The organism is Mesorhizobium sp. LNHC209A00, from assembly GCF_000502915.1.
Lineage (GTDB): Bacteria > Pseudomonadota > Alphaproteobacteria > Rhizobiales > Rhizobiaceae > Mesorhizobium.
In genome coordinates this window covers 190,364-207,161 of the sequence record NZ_AYWT01000010.1, presented here as the reverse complement: position 1 = coordinate 207,161, position 16,798 = coordinate 190,364, and the positions used below count along the sequence as shown (strand labels likewise).

At 62.7% G+C, this 16,798-nt stretch carries 15 protein-coding genes; 13 read left to right on the top strand and 2 right to left on the bottom strand.

Going from position 1 to position 16,798, the window contains the following annotated elements; genetic code table 11:
- The first annotated feature begins 89 nt into the window (after window positions 1-89).
- The 8 genes from X739_RS143890 to X739_RS143925 all read left to right on the top strand — a co-directional run bounded on the left by X739_RS143890 (window position 90) and on the right by X739_RS143925 (window position 8,821).
- Window positions 90-608 (top strand): prepilin peptidase, encoded by a 519-nt coding sequence (locus tag X739_RS143890; RefSeq protein ID WP_023773026.1) that lies wholly within the window; start codon window positions 90-92, stop codon window positions 606-608.
- A 211-nt stretch (window positions 609-819) separates the two neighbouring features.
- Complete coding sequence (cpaB, locus tag X739_RS143895; RefSeq protein WP_023773025.1) at window positions 820-1,629, top strand: Flp pilus assembly protein CpaB; 810 nt, start codon at window positions 820-822, stop codon at window positions 1,627-1,629.
- Window positions 1,626-3,140 carry a type II and III secretion system protein family protein gene (locus tag X739_RS143900; RefSeq protein ID WP_023773024.1) on the top strand — a complete coding sequence of 505 codons (1,515 nt, stop codon included), beginning with the start codon at window positions 1,626-1,628 and terminating at the stop codon, window positions 3,138-3,140. The genes cpaB and X739_RS143900 overlap by 4 nt, the downstream gene beginning before the upstream one ends.
- A gap of 14 nt (window positions 3,141-3,154) precedes the next feature.
- On the top strand, window positions 3,155-3,886 hold the full coding sequence (locus X739_RS143905; RefSeq protein ID WP_023773023.1) for a CpaD family pilus assembly protein: 732 nt from the start codon (window positions 3,155-3,157) through the stop codon (window positions 3,884-3,886).
- A gap of 47 nt (window positions 3,887-3,933) precedes the next feature.
- Entirely contained in the window at window positions 3,934-5,223 is a 1,290-nt protein-coding gene (locus tag X739_RS143910; protein ID WP_032922371.1) for a CpaE family protein, read from the top strand.
- Between the two features lie 23 nt (window positions 5,224-5,246).
- Window positions 5,247-6,752: a CpaF family protein gene (locus tag X739_RS143915; protein ID WP_023783447.1), complete on the top strand. Its 1,506-nt coding sequence runs from the start codon at window positions 5,247-5,249 to the stop codon at window positions 6,750-6,752.
- A gap of 29 nt (window positions 6,753-6,781) precedes the next feature.
- Entirely contained in the window at window positions 6,782-7,795 is a 1,014-nt protein-coding gene (locus X739_RS143920) for a type II secretion system F family protein (protein WP_023795395.1), read from the top strand.
- A gap of 9 nt (window positions 7,796-7,804) precedes the next feature.
- Window positions 7,805-8,821: a type II secretion system F family protein gene (locus tag X739_RS143925; RefSeq protein WP_023773019.1), complete on the top strand. Its 1,017-nt coding sequence runs from the start codon at window positions 7,805-7,807 to the stop codon at window positions 8,819-8,821.
- A gap of 88 nt (window positions 8,822-8,909) precedes the next feature.
- Here the strand turns inward: X739_RS143925 and X739_RS143930 are convergent, their stop codons facing one another.
- On the bottom strand, window positions 8,910-9,740 hold the full coding sequence (locus tag X739_RS143930) for a tetratricopeptide repeat protein (protein ID WP_023795394.1): 831 nt from the start codon (window positions 9,738-9,740) through the stop codon (window positions 8,910-8,912).
- Window positions 9,741-9,866: 126 nt separating this feature from the next.
- On the opposite strand from X739_RS143930, the gene X739_RS143935 reads away from it, so the two are divergent.
- The 5 genes from X739_RS143935 (at window position 9,867) to pdeM (ending at window position 15,858) form a co-directional block, all read left to right on the top strand.
- Complete coding sequence (locus X739_RS143935) at window positions 9,867-11,231, top strand: M17 family metallopeptidase (protein ID WP_023795393.1); 1,365 nt, start codon at window positions 9,867-9,869, stop codon at window positions 11,229-11,231.
- A gap of 71 nt (window positions 11,232-11,302) precedes the next feature.
- Complete coding sequence (locus X739_RS143940) at window positions 11,303-11,653, top strand: MarR family winged helix-turn-helix transcriptional regulator (RefSeq protein WP_023773016.1); 351 nt, start codon at window positions 11,303-11,305, stop codon at window positions 11,651-11,653.
- 29 nt (window positions 11,654-11,682) lie between these two features.
- A complete protein-coding gene (locus tag X739_RS143945; protein WP_023795392.1) occupies window positions 11,683-12,543 on the top strand; it encodes an NlpC/P60 family protein in 861 nt (286 codons plus the stop codon).
- A 67-nt stretch (window positions 12,544-12,610) separates the two neighbouring features.
- Window positions 12,611-15,145, top strand: coding sequence for a ligase-associated DNA damage response DEXH box helicase (locus tag X739_RS143950; protein ID WP_023795391.1), 2,535 nt, complete (start codon window positions 12,611-12,613; stop codon window positions 15,143-15,145).
- The gene (pdeM, locus tag X739_RS143955) at window positions 15,142-15,858 is read left to right on the top strand and encodes a ligase-associated DNA damage response endonuclease PdeM (RefSeq protein ID WP_023795390.1); all 717 of its coding nucleotides are present in this window, start codon (window positions 15,142-15,144) and stop codon (window positions 15,856-15,858) included. Before X739_RS143950 ends, pdeM begins: the two co-directional genes overlap by 4 nt.
- A 3-nt stretch (window positions 15,859-15,861) precedes the next feature.
- On the opposite strand, the gene X739_RS143960 is transcribed toward pdeM, so the two are convergent.
- A complete protein-coding gene (locus X739_RS143960; RefSeq protein ID WP_023773011.1) occupies window positions 15,862-16,797 on the bottom strand; it encodes a DmsC/YnfH family molybdoenzyme membrane anchor subunit in 936 nt (311 codons plus the stop codon).
- Window position 16,798: the final 1 nt, after the last annotated feature.

The window sequence follows — 16,798 nt, the reverse complement described above, 5'->3', positions numbered from 1 at the left end:
GGTCCGCTCTTCGCTCTTGGCCTCATAAATCATTAACGGAACATGCCTAGACTAAAACCCCGTTGACCCGGACAATAGGCACAGCGCCGATGCTTGAAGCCCTGATTTTCGTCGTCTTCCCCTTCTGCATGCTGTTTGCAGCGATCTCCGATATGCTGTCGATGACGATCGCCAATCGCGTGCCAGTATTGCTTGTCGTCGTCTTCGCGCTGGTGGCGCCGCTGACGGGCATGGACTGGGCAGCCTATGGCGGACATTTCTCGGCTGGCGCCATCGTCCTAGCCGTGACGTTCGGCCTGTTCGCCTTGGGTGGCATGGGCGGCGGCGACGCCAAACTGCTGGCCGCCACGGCCGTGTGGATGGGGCTCAACGTGCATCTCGTTGAATATCTAGTCGTCTCGACATTCATCGGCGGCCTTCTGACAATCGCGATCCTGCTTTACCGGAAGTCGACGCTGGCGGTTTTCACCGGCCGCAATCCATTCCTGCGTCATTTCGCCGAAGAGTCGGCCGGTGTTCCCTACGGGATCGCACTCGGCCTGGGCGGACTGCTGACCTTTCCGGATTCCCCCTTGATGGTATGGGCGCTGGCAAGGCTGGCGAACTGAATTTATCAAATTTTCGTCGGCTGGCATTCCTTACAAGCCGCCTTTGCGGAGCGGCGGCCCAGCATTTCCGCGCATCTCGGCGCGATTCATCCAATTTATGTAAACGTTAAATTAATCACGATCGTAAGCATTGCATTAACCTTGTTTTGACGATTGCCGCTGCAAAGTCCGGCTTGGCTAGGTGGTTTGCCAATGGCGAGGGTTCGGACAGATGCCAGCATCCCGATTGATTATTCTGAGCGTGGCGGTGGCCGCGGCGGGCGGTGCTGGTTATGTCGCGAAAAACATGGTCGCTCCGCCGCCTCAGATCGTAGTCGATTCTGGCCCCCAAGCCCCGGCGGTATCCCTGCAGGACGTGCTCGTGCTTTCGGGCGATGTCGCGATGGGCAACGCGCTCCAGAACAGCATCGCCTGGCAATCCTGGCCCGCTGACGGCATCAACCCGAATTTCATCACCAAGGCCACCGCTCCCGACGCCCTGGAGAAGCTGAAAGGGTCGATTGCCCGTGTGCCGATGTATGCGGGCGAGCCCGTCCGGCGCTCCAAGTTGATCGGCGAGGGGCAAAGCTTCATGTCGTCCATCCTGCCTTCCGGCATGCGGGCGGTCGCCACGACCATATCGGCCGACACCTCGGCCGGCGGCTTCATTCTTCCAAACGATTTCGTCGATGTCATCATGACCCGCAGGGCCGATGCCAACACCGGGGCAGGCTTCAGCACCGAGACCATCCTGAAGAATATACGCGTCCTGGCAATCGATCAGACCATCCAGGAAGACGAGGAAGGAAAGAAGACCAGGGTAGGCCAGACCGCCACGCTGGAGCTGACGCCCAAACAGGCGGAGATCATCACCGTCGCCCAACAGATGGCGGATCGCCTGACGCTGGCGTTGCGGGCGATCACGGACACCCAGGAAAAGAATGTGGACGAGGCCGACTATCTCGTTTCCGGCAATGGTCGCAGGGGAACGGTGAGGCTGATCAAGTCGGGCGAAGTCTCCGAGGTAGGGGCAAGGAAATGAGGCTAAGCGCTAAACTGCCGGCAATCGTAGCCATGGCATTCGGCCTGCTGCTCGTCGGAGCGAATGTGCGGGGCGTCGAGGCGAAGAGCACGCAGGTGTCGGCCACGACAGCCACCCAGCGCGTCAAGCTTGGCCTCAACAAGTCGGTGGTCATAGACCTGCCGAGCGATGCTTATGACATTCTTGTCGCCAACCCCTCCGTTGCCGACGCTGTGACCCGCACCGCAAGGCGTATCTATCTATTTGGCAAGTCGGTCGGCGAAACCAACATCTTCGTCTTTGGACCGAACGGCGAACAGATCGCCAGCCTCGACCTTGCCATCGAGCGTGACGTCGCCGGTCTGGAAGATTATATCAAGCGCTTCCTTCCGACCTCGACCGTGAAGGTGGAACTGCTTAACGACAACGTCATCCTGACCGGCACCGTGGATACCCCATTGGATGCCAAGCGTGCCGAACAGCTGGCGAATATGTTTGTGTCAGGCGGTGAAGCGACGACGGGACAATATTCGCAAACCGCTGCCGGCGGCTCGGCCCAGAGCGGCGTCGACATCAACAACCCGGACCAGCAGCGCCGCGTCAGCCAAATCGTCAATCTCTTGCAGATCATTGGTGACGACCAGGTCACGCTGAAGGTGACGGTGGCCGAAGTCAGCCGCTCCGTGATGAAGCAGCTCGGCGTCAATATGGTCGGCAGTGGCGGCAGCAACGGCATCAGCTATGGAGCGATTAGCGATAATTTCACCGGACTCGGCAAGCAGCTGTCGAATTCTGGCTTCAATATAGGCGCCTCGGGGTTGCAAGCCTATGTCAATGCCATGGAGCAGTCCGGGGTCATGAAGACCTTGGCCGAGCCCACCTTGACTGCGGTATCCGGCGAGAAGGCGACCTTCAAGGTCGGCGGTGAATACAACATGGTGAGCGGCGTCACAGCGAACGTATCGACCGACAACCAGACTGGCCTGAAGAACTATAGCATCGAGAAGATCGAATATGGCATCGGCCTGGAGTTCCAGCCTGTGGTGCTGTCTCCCGGCCGGATCAGCCTGAAAGTCAGAACGTCGGTTTCCGAGCCGACCACCGAAGGGTCCGTTTCGCTCTCGTCGGGTGTGACAAGTCCCGGCACGAATGTCCTGTCTCTGCGCAAGCGTCTTGCCGATACGACGGTGGAACTGCCCTCCGGCGGCTCCATGATGATCGCCGGCCTTGTTCGCGACGATGTCAGGCAAGCCGTCAACGGCTTGCCTGGACTGACAAAGATTCCAGTGCTCGGCGCGCTCTTCCGCAGCAGGGATTTCGTGCGCAACGAGACAGAGCTCGTCATCATCATCACGCCCTATCTGGTGAAGCCGGTGGCGCGCAATGAACTCGCCAAGCCGGACGACAATTTCAACCCTCCAAGCGACGGGGCCGGCATGTTCCTTGGGCGTGTCAATCGCGTCTACGGCACCATGCGGACCGACAGGCCCAACGGCCGCTATCACGGCGTTGTCGGCTTCATCTACAAGTGAACGGGAAAGCGGACATGTCTCAGTCAGCATTGAAGGCAAAGACCATGGCGATGCGCTCCGGCCGTTCTCGAACAGGCCTGCAGGCCCTTCCGATCCTCGCGGCAGCGTTGACGGCTCTGCTGGCCGGTTGCGCCCACCGCGACAGCATTACCGTGGGCGCCATCCCCGACGACTATCGCACCAATCATCCGATCGTCATCGCGGAGAAGAACCAGAAGATCGACCTTCCCGTCGGCGCCGGCGACCGTGGCATGACCGGCTCGCAGCGGGACACGCTTCTGGGGTTCCTCGACGGTTACGACAAGTCTGCCGCTCCGTCATTGACGATCCAGGTTCCAAGCGGATCCGCCAATGAGCTTGCCGCCACGGCGGCCGGTCGCGATTTCGCCCGGCTCGCGGTCGCCGCCGGTGTCAAGCGCAACCGGATCGTCGTGGTCTCCTATCAGGCCGGATCGAGCGAGGCCTCAGCCCCGGTTCGCGTATCCTACATCGCGGTGAGGGCACAGACCGACAAATGCGGACGTTGGCCCGATGACCTGGCGGAAACGTCGGAAAACAAGCACTACGCCGATTTCGGCTGCTCCTATCAGAACAATCTTGCCGCCCAAATGGCCAATCCGGCCGATCTTCTCGGGCCGCGCAAGTCTACCACCATTGATGCGGCAAATCGCAGCAAAGCCATCGGCGTCTACCAAGACAGAGGCATTTCGGATGAATTCCTCGGCAACTCGGAAGTGACTTACTAAGCCGCCCTCGGAAAGAAGCGACGCCAGGAACAGGCCACGGAAAGAGCATGACCATGAGCAGCCTTGCCTATGACGCCACCGTCGAGGGCGGCGATACCTCGCCGCAGGACGTCGCTGCGATGCAGGCGTTGCGGCCGGTTCCGCGCATTTCGATCCAGGCATTCTGCGAGACCGAGGGGGTTGCCAATCCGGTCCAGCGCGCCGGCGAGGACCGTCGCATGACCAAGGCGCATCTCAAGGTCCATATGGGCGGCGTCGCCACGGCGATTGAATTCTACCAGTCGGCGCCGACGCCCAACCTGATCCTGCTGGAATCGCGCAGCGAACCCAAACAATTGCTGGAGCAGCTCGCCCAACTCTCGGAATACTGCGATCCATCCTCGAAAGTGGTGGTGATCGGTCACTACAATGATGTCGGTCTTTATCGCGAACTCATCCGTTCCGGCATCTCCGAATATGTCATCGCGCCGGTGTCGATGGCCGACATCGTCAGCGTCGTGTCGTCGATCTTCGTCGATCCGGATGCCGAACCGCTCGGCCGCACGGTCGCTTTCGTCGGCGCCAAGGGCGGCGTCGGCTCTTCCACGATCGCCCACAACGTCGCCTGGGCAATGTCGTCGCTGTTCAAATCCGAGGTCGTTGTCGCCGACCTCGATCTCGCCTTCGGCACCGCCAACATCAATTTCGACCAGGATCCGGCCCAGGGCATCGCCGAGGCGGTGTTCTCGCCCGAGCGCATAGACGAAGTCTATCTCGACCGGCTGTTGACCCAATGCGCCGAGCACCTGTCGCTGCTTGCGGCGCCCTCGACGCTGGACCGCGTCTACGACTTCGATCCCGATGCCTTCGCGCAGCTTGTCGATACCGCGCAGCGCAGCGTGCCGCTACTTGTGCTCGACGTTCCCCATGTCTGGACGGGATGGGCCAAGAACACGCTGGTCAAGGCTGACGAGATCGTCATCACGGCGACGCCGGAACTGGCCAATCTGCGCAACACAAAGAACCTGGTCGACATGTTGAAACGGCTTCGTCCGAACGACCCGCCGCCGAAATTGATCATCAATCAGGCCGGCGTGCCAAAGCGGCCGGAGATCTCGGCATCCGATTTCGTCGAACCGCTCGGCCTGACACCGATGTCGGTCATCGGCTTTGATCCCCTGCTGTTCGGCAATGCCGCAAACAACGGGCGGATGCTGGGCGAGATGGATGCCAAGAACCCGGTTGTGGCCACGATCAACGAGATTGCTCATGTGCTGACGGGCCGCAGCGAAATCCGGGCGAAGAAGAAAGCTGGCCTGGGCAGTCTGCTCGGCAAGCTGTCGCGCAACAAGAAGTGACGCAATGGGGTCGGTAGTCGGTCATGTTCGGTAAAAGAGGCAACGACGACGGCAACCGGTTCACTCCGGAATTTCGCCAGCCGGCACCGGCTACGGTTGCGCCGGCCGCCGCGGTTTCGGCCGACACCGCGGTTCTTGCACGGCCCGCGGCCCCGCCTCAGCCGAGCGCACCTGTTGCGCCGCCGGCCAGGCGCGCGGTCGAAGCGCCATCCATTGCGCCGGAACCGAGGAAGGGCCGCGAAAAGAGCGAAACCTATTATGACACAAAGAGCCAGGTGTTCTCGGCTCTCATCGATACGATTGACCTGTCGCAACTCGCCAAGCTCGATCCGGAAAGCGCGCGCGAGGAAATCCGCGACATCGTCAACGACATCATCGCGATCAAGAACTTCGCGATGTCCATCGCCGAGCAGGAAGAACTGCTCGAAGACATCTGCAATGACGTGCTTGGCTACGGGCCGCTCGAGCCGTTGCTGGCGCGCGACGACATCGCCGACATCATGGTCAACGGGTCCAAGAACGTCTACATCGAAGTGAACGGCAAGGTCGAGCAGACGGGCATTCGATTTCGCGATAACCAGCAGCTTCTCAATATCTGCCAGCGCATCGTCAGCCAGGTCGGCCGCCGCGTCGACGAATCCAGCCCGATCTGCGACGCTCGTCTCCCCGACGGGTCGCGCGTCAACGTCATCGCGCCGCCGCTGGCCATCGATGGCACCGCGCTCACCATCCGCAAATTCAAGAAGGACAAGCTAACGCTCGATCAGCTGGTCAAGTTCGGCGCCATCTCTCCGCAAGGGGCAGAAGTTCTCAAGATCATCGGCCGTGTCCGCTGCAACATCGTCATCTCGGGCGGCACCGGCTCCGGCAAGACGACATTGCTCAACTGCCTGACCAACTACATCGACCGCGACGAGCGCGTCATCACCTGTGAGGACTCGGCCGAACTACAGCTGCAGCAGCCGCATGTCGTGCGCCTGGAAACGCGTCCGCCCAATCTCGAGGGCGAGGGCGAGGTGACGATGCGCGACCTGGTCAAGAATTGCCTGCGCATGCGGCCTGAACGCATCATCGTCGGCGAAGTGCGCGGACCCGAGGTCTTCGACCTGCTTCAGGCGATGAACACGGGCCATGACGGCTCGATGGGCACGATCCACTCCAACAGCCCGCGCGAATGCCTGAACCGTATCGAATCCATGATCGCCATGGGCGGCTATTCGCTGCCGCAGAAAACCGTGCGTGAAATCGTCGTCGGCTCCATCGACGTGATCATCCAGGCGGCGCGCCTGCGCGACGGGTCGCGCCGCATTACCCATATTACCGAAGTGATCGGAATGGAAGGCGACGTGGTCATCACCCAGGATATCGTCCTCTACAACATCAAGGGCGAGGACGCCAACGGCAGACTGCTGGGAGAACACGTGTCGACCGGCATCGGCCGCCCGCATTTCTGGGAACGCGCGCGCTACTACGGCGAAGAGCAGCGCCTCGCAATAGCGCTCGAGGCCATGGAGAAACGTGCTGACTGACGCACTCACAGGCGTGAAGGTTCTGGTCGATGTTTGGAATTGACGGCACCGTACTGGCGTTTGTCGTACTCGCCGGCTTCAGCGCCGGCGCGGTCGCCTATGTATTTCTGTTCAACCAGATCAGCAATGAGAAACAGGCCGGCAGGCGGCTGGAAACGATCAAGGCCGCCGAGACGGACCGTTCCGTCGTCAAGGCCACCCGCGACCGGGCGGCCGACGCTGCCAAGCGCCGCAAATCGGTGCAGGATTCACTGAAGGATCTCGACGAAAAGCAGAAATCCAAGGACATCGCCGTCAAGAAGCCGCCGCTGAAAGCGCAGCTTCGCCAGGCTGGGATGAAGGTGTCGATCGAACGTTTCTATATCTATTCGGCCATCTGCGGCCTCGCGCTGACGGTGGTCGCGTCCGTGGCCGGTGCGCCGATGATTGTCTTGCCAGGTGTGCTGCTCGCCGGAGCGCTTGGCCTGCCGCGTTGGTTCGTTTCTTTTCGTCGTAGCCGGCGCGTCAAGTCATTCCTCAACGAATTTCCAAACGCGCTCGACGTCATCGTGCGGGCGGTCAAGTCCGGCCTGCCGCTGAACGATGCCATCCGCCTGATCGCCAACGAATCCCCTGAACCGGTCAAGACCGAGTTTCGCCGCATCGTCGATTCGCAGCAGATGGGCCTGTCGATCCCCGACGCCACCTTGCGCATGCCCGAAACCATGCCATGCACCGAGGCGAGCTTCTTCGGCATCGTCATCCAGATCCAGTCGCAAGCCGGTGGCAATCTCTCCGAAGCGCTAGGCAATCTTTCGCGCGTCTTGCGCGACCGCAAGAAGATGAAGGCCAAGGTCGCGGCCCTGTCGATGGAGGCGAAAGCGTCCGCCGCCATCATCGGCGCCTTGCCTTTCATCGTTGCCTTTCTCGTCTATCTCTCCAGTCCCAACTACCTGATGCCGCTGTTCACGACCAGCGTCGGCCATCTGATCCTCGGTGTTTCCGCCGTCTGGATGTCGATCGGCATCTTCGTGATGCGCAAGATGATGAATTTTGAAGTCTAGGGCCGTCGCATGACAGAACAAGTCATCAAATCACTGACGGATCCCAGCCTCCTGATTGCAATGCTGGTCGCTGTCGCCGTGTTCGCAACCGTTTTTACGCTGCTGCCGGCGCTTGGCGGAAACCAGCTGAAGGCCCGCATGAAGTCGGTCGCGCTGGAGCGTGACGAGCTTCGCGCCAAGCAGCGCGCGCGGCTTGCGAACGAGGCCGATCGCCGCCGCAAGGGCCTGCGCGAGCAGCAGTCGGTCGGTATGCGCAACATTGTCGACCGGCTCGATCTGCGCCGTGCATTGGCCGACGAGTCCACTTTGCAAAAGCTCAAGGTCGCCGGCTTTCGCGGGCAAAATCCGCTAACGCGATTTTTGTTCTTCCGTCTGGTGCTTCCTTTTGTCGGTTTCGCGCTGGGTCTGTTATATATTTTCGTGCTCGGAGGGTTGCCCGACAAGCCATTGGTGATCCGGCTTTTCGTCTGCATTCTCGTCGCCTATGGCGGCTTCTATGCGCCGGTCCTCTACGTCAACAACCGCGCGACCAAGCGCAAGCAGTCGATCCAGCTGGCGTGGCCGGATGCGCTCGACCTGATGCTGATCTGCGTGGAATCCGGCATGTCGGTGGAAGCCGCGCTGCGCAAGGTTGCCGACGAGATCGGCGCGCAATCGGTGGCCCTGGCGGAAGAATTTATCCTGACCAACGCCGAACTCTCCTATCTGCAGGAGCGCAAGCAGGCTTACGAGAACCTGGCAAGTCGCACGGGGCTGGAATCGGTCAGGTCCGTGTCGCAGGCGCTCGTCCAGGCCGAGCGCTACGGCACACCGGTGGCGCACGCGCTGCGCGTGCTTGCCGCGGAAAGCCGAGACATGCGCATGAACGCGGCCGAGAAGAAGGCCGCCGCGCTGCCGCCCAAGCTCACCGTGCCGATGATCCTGTTCTTCCTGCCGGTGCTGTTCGCCATCATCCTGGGCCCTGCCGGCATCCAGGTCAGCCAGCGCGGCATCTTCGGCCAGTCGCAAAGCAACGGCACCCAATAGGCGAATTCGCACAATCCAAGCGAAAGAGCCGCGCGGAATGTGCCGCGCGGCTCTTTCGTTTGGCGCGATCGGGCGCCGCGCGCGGTGATCAGTTGGTGGCGGTTTTCGCCGGTTTCGCCCTGTCCTGATCCTTAAGCTGGCTCCAGGCGTTCTGCTGAGCCAGCATCTGCCTGAGATAGGCGACGTTGGCCTGTGCCTGTTCGGGGGAAAGTTCTTGCGAGGCGATCTTCTCGGCTTCGTCGAAGCGACCCTGCAGCCCGACAACGAGCGCCAGGTTCTGACGCACCCGGCTGTCGGCATTCGGCTGCTGGGCGGCAGAGCGCATATAGGTCTCGGCCGTGCGCAGATCCCCTTCCAGCACATAGGACATGCCGAGATTGGAAAGGATCGATGGCTCGTTCGGCTTGAGTTCGAGGGCCTTGCGGTAGAGTTGGCGCGCTTCGTCCTTCTGGCCGACCTGATCGAGGATGGCCGCCTCCGCCGACACCAGCCTCCAGTCGGGGTATTCCGGCGTTTGTGCGCGGCGCACGGCGTCGAGCGCTGCCTCGAACTGGCCATTGGCCGCCAATGCCTTGCCATAGGCTGCGAGAACTTCGCGGTCCTTGGGGTAGGCGATCGCCAGCTTGCGCATCACGGCGAGCGACTGGTCGGCATCGCCGTCCATCTGCAGCGCCGCCGCGAAGTTGGTCGCTATCCGCTTGTCGTTGGGGTTCCTCGCGTAGGATTGGCCAAGTGCGGCCGTGGCATTGTGCAATTCTCCCGCCGACATCGTTTCCAGCGGCTTGCCGCTGGTGCGTCCGATCGAGCCTGTGGTCAGTTTGTCGGTCGCGCAACCGGCAACGCCCGCCGCGAGCGCCAGCATGAATGCCGTGGTAATGAGCCGTTTTCCCCGGAGGTCTATCGTGCGGTCGGTCGGCATCGGCGCCTGGGCCTCCATTCATGCGTGGCCATTGCGTGGCCATCTTCCCTCCAGCAGAAATATTCTGTTAACCCTAACGGAGGGTTAAGACGCGCCGACTCGCAAACTCGGCAGGAGAAACATCTGATGTCCGTTGAACTGGTCGAGAGCAAGCTGAAGAACCCGCTGCCGATCCATCTGATCGCCAGGGACGGGCTGGAGACGGTCGGTCTGTCGCCGTCTATTGTCGCTTGGGCCAAGGCAAACGGCTTTTCCGGCGAGGCCGGCAGGACGCTGATCCTGCCGGGCGACAACGGAGCGCTCGGCGGCGCCATGTTCGGTCTCGGTGACGGCGACGGCGCGCTTGCCTTCGGTGCGCTGGCGAAAACCTTGCCGGAGGGCGATTGGCATTTTGCCTCCAAGCCTGCGGAGCCGGAATTGGCGGCTCTTGCAATCGTGCTCGGCGGTTATGTCTTTGCCCGCTACGGCAAGAAACCGGGCAAGGCGCTGCGCTTCGAATTGCCCGCCGGCGTCGATGCGCGGCGCGTTCGCCGTATCGCCGACGGTGTTTTCCTGACGCGCGACCTGGTCAACACACCGACCAACGACATGGGGCCGGACGATCTGGAGAAGGCGGTGCGGACCGTGGCTGGGGTTCACAAGGCCGAAGTCTCCGTCATCAAGGGCGATGATCTGCTCGCACAGAACTTCCCGATGATCCATGCCGTCGGCCGCGCTTCGTCCGATGCGCCGCGTCTGATCGACATGACGTGGGGGCAGCAGGGTGCGCCGAAGGTGACGCTGGTCGGCAAGGGCGTCTGCTTCGACACGGGCGGCCTCGACATCAAGCCATCGTCAGGCATGCTGTTGATGAAGAAGGACATGGGTGGCGCCGCCAACGTGCTGGGCCTGGCCTCGATGATCATGGCCGCCGGGCTCAACGTGCGGCTGCGCGTGCTGATCCCTGCGGTCGAGAATTCGATCGCCGGCAACGCTTTCCGCCCGGGCGACGTGCTGGCGAGCCGCAAGGGCATCACTGTCGAGATCGGCAACACGGACGCCGAGGGTAGGCTGGTGCTGGGAGACGCACTGGCGCTGGCCGATGACGAGGAGCCGCAACTTCTCATCGACATGGCGACGCTGACCGGCGCCGCCCGCGTCGCGCTTGGCCCCGACCTGCCGCCCTTCTACACCGATGACGAGGCGCTTGCCTCCGAGCTGGCGGCGGCGTCGCTGGCGGTCGAGGACCCGCTGTGGCGCATGCCGTTATGGCGGCCTTACGACTCGAAACTGTCGTCGAAGATAGCCGATATCAACAATGTCACATCAGATGGTTTCGCCGGCTCGATCACCGCGGCGCTGTTCCTAAAGCGCTTCGTCGAGAAGACGGCAAGCTGGGCGCATTTCGACATCTTCGCCTGGAACCCCGCCGATCGCCCGCATGGCTCGGCCGGTGGCGAGGCGCAGGGGATCCGGACGCTGGAGCGGATCATCTCGACGCGCTATGGCTGATTGCCGCAAGCAGAGTCGGCAATTTCGAGGACTGAAACGGAACCGAAACAATTTGCCGTCATGCTGGCGCGATGTCGATTGCGATGCGCCCGAGCCAGGCCCTGCGACTGTGGCAGCAAGTAATGCTGTCGCAGGTGCGCGAGGACGCGCCTGATCTCACCATGCGTCAGACGGCGATCCTGTTCACCATCTACCTCGATCCGCCGCCGCACACCGTGCGCGGGCTTGCCGCCCGCCTCAATGTCACCAAGCCGGTGATCACCCGCGCGCTCGACACGATGGGCGCGCTGAAGCTGGTGTCGCGCCATCGCGACGAACTCGACAAGCGCAACGTTCTGATCAAGCGCACCGTCGAAGGCGCGCTCTTTGTCGAGCGCTTCGGAGATGGTATCATCGCCAAGGCCCACGAACTGCCGATGTAACCGATTTCCATTTGACCGGATTTGACGATTTGACTGCCAGGGACGCCCGCCTCCACGCCTTCCGCTCCGACCTTGCCGATGCGCGGCTGAAAGGCGAGGTGACAGCCGACCGTTTCGTCGCCGGCCGACCGGCGCGCATTGCCGCCTCGGTGGCCGATCTGCGCAAGGGGCCGCGGCCCGACGCTGGCATCAACACGCAGTTCCTTTTCGGCGACGATGTTCTCGTTTTCGAGCAAACCGAAGGCTGGGCTTGGGTCCAGGGCGAACGCGATGGCTATGTCGGCTATGTCGCCGATCCCGTGCTGGGCAGGCGTGACCATGCGTCCACTCATATCGTTTCGGTGCCACGCACGTTCCTCTATCCCGGTCCGGACCTGCGCTTTCCGATTGCCGGACAATTGTCCGTGGGATCGACCGTAACCGTGACGGGTGCCGCTGAAACACGGGGCACCCATTATGCACTGCTGCCCTCCGGTAAAGCCGTGATCGCTGGCCATCTGCAGCCGATCGGCGAAGTGGTCGGCGACTATGTGTCCGTGGCCGAGATGTTTCTGGGCACGCCCTATCTATGGGGCGGTGTTTCCGGCTTCGGCATCGATTGCTCAGGCCTGGTGCAACTGGCCATGCGCATGGCGGGCAGGGATGTGCTGCGCGATTCCGACATGCAGGCGGTAAGCATCGGCGAGCCGCTCGAACCGGGCCCTGATTTTTCGGGGCTGCGACGTGGTGACCTGGTGTTCTGGAAAGGGCATGTCGCCATCATGACCGACGCCGAAACCATGATCCACGCCAATGGCCACACCATGCTTGTGTCGCGTGAAGGACTGAAGGAAGCAATCGCCCGCATCGGTTATCTCTATGGTGGGCCGACAGGGTTCCGGCGCCCGTAAGGGTTTTCGATCCCTTTTTGTTCCGATTCTGCTTGGCGATTGCCTGTCGCCGCGCTACCTCTGGCACGTGACAGTTGAGCCGCGCCTCGCCGACCAGAATGCCGCAGTCGTCCTGCCCGAGCCATTTCTAAAATGGTTCGGCGAGAAAGGCTGGTCGCCGCGCGCTCATCAGATCGAACTCCTGGCGAAGGCCCAAGCGGGGCAATCGGTACTGCTTATCGCGCCGACCGGCGCCGGCAAGACGCTGGCCGGCTTTCTGCCGTCGCTGACCGAACTGGCCGTCAGGCCAAGGCGAAAACCAGGCCAGGCGCGGCGCGGCATCCACACGCTGTACATCTCGCCGTTGAAGGCACTGGCCGTCGACATCGAGCGCAATCTCGGCAAGCCGGTCGAGGAGATCGGCCTGCCCGTCACCATCGAAACGCGCACCGGCGACACCCCCGCCCACAAGCGCCAGCGCCAGAGGCTTGCGCCGCCCGACATTCTGCTCACCACGCCGGAGCAACTGGCGCTGCTGATCGCGGCAGGCGACGCGAGACGCTTCTTCGAGGATCTGCGCTATGTCGTGCTCGACGAGTTGCATTCGCTGGTGACGTCGAAACGCGGCCATCTTTTGGCGCTCGGCCTGGCGCGGTTGCGCAGCTTCGTCCCAAGCCTGCAGACGATCGGCCTGTCGGCGACGGTGGCCGAGCCGGACGAATTGCGGCGCTGGCTGGTCAGCCAGAACCCACCGGGTGAGATGGCGGAATTGATCACTGTGACCGGTGGTGCCAAGCCCGAAATCTCGATCCTCGATTCCGAGGAACGCGTGCCCTGGGCGGGGCACTCGGCTCGCTACGCCACGCCGGAAATCTACCGCGAGATCAAGCGCCACAAGACGACCTTGCTGTTCGTCAACACACGCAGCCAGGCGGAGCTGCTGTTCCAGGAGTTGTGGCGCGTCAACGAGGACACATTGCCAATCGCCCTGCATCATGGCTCGCTCGACGTCGCCCAGCGCCGGCGCGTCGAGAAGGCAATGGGCGAGAACGCTCTGCGCGCCATCGTCGCCACATCGACGCTCGATCTCGGCATCGACTGGGGCGATGTCGACCTGGTCGTGCATGTCGGTGCTCCGAAGGGCGCCAGCCGGTTGGCACAGCGCATCGGTCGTGCCAACCACCGCATGGATGAGCCGTCCAAGGCGATCCTGATCCCCGCAAATCGTTTCGAGGTTCTGGAGTGCCGGGCCGCACTCGACGCCAATTATCTCGGCGCGCAGGATACGCCGCCACTGGTCAATGGCGGGCTCGACGTGCTGGCCCAGCATGTGCTCGGCTGCGCCTGCGGCGCACCGTTCCGCGCCGGTGACCTGTACGAGGAGGTACGGACGGCGGCACCCTATGCCGGCCTCGATCGGCCGACCTTCGACCGTGTCATCGATTTCGTCGCCACCGGTGGCTACGCACTGAAGAACTATGAGCGCTATGCCCGCATCCGCCTCAACAAGGACGGGCTGTGGCGGGTCTCCAATCCGCGCGTCGCCCAGCAATACAGGCTCAATGTCGGCACCATCATCGAGGTGCCCGCGCTCAACGTTCGTTACGTCAAGGCCGGCAGCAAAGGCGCGGCGTCGCACGGCGGCCGCGTGCTCGGCAAGATCGAGGAGGCGTTTCTCGAGACCTTGACGCATGGCGATACTTTCATGTTCGCCGGCAAGGTGCTGCGTTTCGAGGGCATCCGCGAGAATGAGTGCTTCGTGTCGAACGCGCCCGGCAGCGACGCCAAGGTACCCTATTATGGCGGCGGCAAATTCCCGCTCTCGACCTACCTCGCAGAGCAGGTCCGCATCATGCTGGACGATCCGCGGCGCTGGACGAAGCTGCCGGAGCAGGTGGCCGACTGGCTGCGGTTCCAGTCGGACAAGTCCATGCTGCCCAAGCGCGACGATTTGCTGATCGAGACCTTTCCGCGCGGCAACCGCCATTACCTGGTCGCCTATCCCTTTGAGGGCAGGCTGGCGCACCAGACGCTTGGCATGCTGCTCACCCGGCGCCTCGACAGGGCGGGCGTCAGGCCGCTCGGCTTTGTCGCCACTGATTATGCCTTGGCCATATGGTCGCTGGGCGACATGGGCGCGATGTTCAAAGCCAGGAAACCTTCACTGGGCGCGCTGTTCGACCAGGACATGCTGGGCGACGATCTCGAAGCCTGGCTGGCCGATAGCTGGCTTCTCAAGCGCACTTTCCGCAACTGCGCGCTGATCTCGGGCCTGATCGAAAAACGCCACCCCGGCCAGGAGAAGAGCGGTCGCCAGGTCACCGTGTCGACCGACCTGATCTACGATGTGCTGCGCAGCCATGAGCCGGACCACATCCTGCTTCAGGCGACGCGTGCCGACGCGGCGACCGGCCTGCTCGATGTCAGCAGACTTGCGGACATGCTCTCGCGCATCCAGGGTCGAATCATGCATAAGGCGCTCGAGCAGATATCGCCGCTTGCCGTGCCGATCATGCTCGAAATCGGCAAGATGCCGGTGAACGGCGAGGCCGATGAAACGCTGCTGATGGACGCGGCGACACTGGTTGAAGAGGCCATGGGGCCTGGGATGGTTGATGAATGAATTTCTCGCTGGCGCGCACATCGCTGATCGCCGAGGCCGATCTCGTCGGCATCGCGGGCGAGCGCGCGGTCTGCGATCCGCGCGGCGTGCTGTATTTCCCCGAGCTCAAGTTGCTGACAGTTTCGGACCTGCATCTGGAGAAGGGGTCGTCCCTGGCAAGGCGCGGCACGCTCATCCCGCCCTACGACACTGGCGCGACCCTGCTCAGGCTGCAGGCGGTCATATCAGACTACCAGCCGTCGATCGTCATCAGCCTGGGTGACTCCTTCCATGACAGCGGCGGCGCCGCGCGCATGCATTCGAGCTTCCGCGAACGGCTGGAAGCGCTGATGGCGGGCCGCGACTGGTTCTGGGTCGCCGGCAATCACGACCCCGAAGCGCCCGCGGATCTACCTGGCGAGACCGTGCGGGAACTAGCCATAGGCTCGCTGCTGTTCCGGCACGAGCCATCGAAGGTGAGGATCGAGGGCGAAATATCGGGTCATCTGCACCCCTGCGCCCGCATCGTGCAACAAGGCCGTTCGGTGCGCAGGCGCTGCTTTGCCGGTGATGGCGGCCGCATGATCATGCCGGCTTTCGGCGCCTATACCGGTTCGCTCAACGTGCTCGACCGCGCCTATGCCGGGCTGTTCCGGCTGGAGTCGCTGATGGCTTACATGCTCGGCACCGAGCGCATCTTCGCCATCTCGCACTCGATGCTGCGGCCAGGCTGAGATCTATCGCCCGTAGTAGAGCATGACCGTGTGCTTCGCTTCGGCGAAGAACAGCCAGCGTTCGACCAGCATGCCGGCGAACTGGGCGATCGTGGCCAGCGCCGAGAGCGCCGCCGCGATCGGCCACGGCAAGGCGAAGGCGGCAAGCAGCAACAGGATGGGCAAACCGAAGGCCAGCGCCTGCGTGATCCGGCGCAGCTTTGCGCTGTGCTTGCGCGCGATGCGAAAACCCATTTCCTTGAGCAGGTAGTTCTCCTCGGTATGCGGCCATTCCAGGGATTGCACCATGCCGCCGGAGAGCCCGGTCGCCGTGTTGGCGGTCGTCGGGATTTCCAGCCGGTCATTGTAGCGCCACGTCGCCAGCTTCCAGCCCCAGCCGAGCAAAATGAGCAGCGCGGAAGCCGCCAGAAGCATTTTCGAGCCGAGAGCAAATCCTTGCATCACAACGTTCAGAAGCACGCTGCCGCTCATCGCCGAGAAGATGAGATAGCCGGGCAAGGTGTAGGGGCTGTGCCACTGGGCGATGGGTTTCAGCGAGGCATAGATCATGCCGGTCATGCAGACCGTGGCTATGGCGCCGAAGGCGGCCAGGACCCCCGCGACCGCCACCCAGCCGTCGAGGCGGCCAAGGAAGATCCAGCCCACGCCGAAAAGGCCTGCGGGAATGAAGGTGGCGACCGAGGCGACGCCTTCGCGTGACAGCCATGAGCTGCGCCACTGCGAGAACGCCCGCCAGGCACGTTCGGGCCTGCCGAGATGACCGGTCGATGACAACAGGCCGGCGGCGATCAGGCCAAGCGCCAAGCCGAGGCCAATGAGCCCCAGCCAGAAATCGGCCGGGATCACACCAGATGGGGCAAGCACGCCGAGCAATGCCAGCAGGCCGTAGCCGGCACCGGTGGCGGCGGTGAAGAAGACGACGGAGAAGGCGGGATGCATG

Bases quoted from the DNA above. Each gene is read 5' to 3' on its own strand.
- X739_RS143890 (WP_023773026.1), top strand. From the start codon at position 90: ATGCTTGAAGCCCTGATTTTCGTCGTCTTCCCCTTCTGCATGCTGTTT.
- cpaB (WP_023773025.1), top strand. From the start codon at position 820: ATGCCAGCATCCCGATTGATTATTCTGAGCGTGGCGGTGGCCGCGGCG.
- X739_RS143900 (WP_023773024.1), top strand. From the start codon at position 1,626: ATGAGGCTAAGCGCTAAACTGCCGGCAATCGTAGCCATGGCATTCGGC.
- X739_RS143905 (WP_023773023.1), top strand. From the start codon at position 3,155: ATGTCTCAGTCAGCATTGAAGGCAAAGACCATGGCGATGCGCTCCGGC.
- X739_RS143910 (WP_032922371.1), top strand. From the start codon at position 3,934: ATGACCATGAGCAGCCTTGCCTATGACGCCACCGTCGAGGGCGGCGAT.
- X739_RS143915 (WP_023783447.1), top strand. From the start codon at position 5,247: ATGTTCGGTAAAAGAGGCAACGACGACGGCAACCGGTTCACTCCGGAA.
- X739_RS143920 (WP_023795395.1), top strand. From the start codon at position 6,782: ATGTTTGGAATTGACGGCACCGTACTGGCGTTTGTCGTACTCGCCGGC.
- X739_RS143925 (WP_023773019.1), top strand. From the start codon at position 7,805: ATGACAGAACAAGTCATCAAATCACTGACGGATCCCAGCCTCCTGATT.
- X739_RS143930 (WP_023795394.1), bottom strand. From the start codon at position 9,740: ATGCCGACCGACCGCACGATAGACCTCCGGGGAAAACGGCTCATTACC.
- X739_RS143935 (WP_023795393.1), top strand. From the start codon at position 9,867: ATGTCCGTTGAACTGGTCGAGAGCAAGCTGAAGAACCCGCTGCCGATC.
- X739_RS143940 (WP_023773016.1), top strand. From the start codon at position 11,303: ATGTCGATTGCGATGCGCCCGAGCCAGGCCCTGCGACTGTGGCAGCAA.
- pdeM (WP_023795390.1), top strand. From the start codon at position 15,142: ATGAATTTCTCGCTGGCGCGCACATCGCTGATCGCCGAGGCCGATCTC.
- X739_RS143960 (WP_023773011.1), bottom strand. From the start codon at position 16,797: ATGCATCCCGCCTTCTCCGTCGTCTTCTTCACCGCCGCCACCGGTGCC.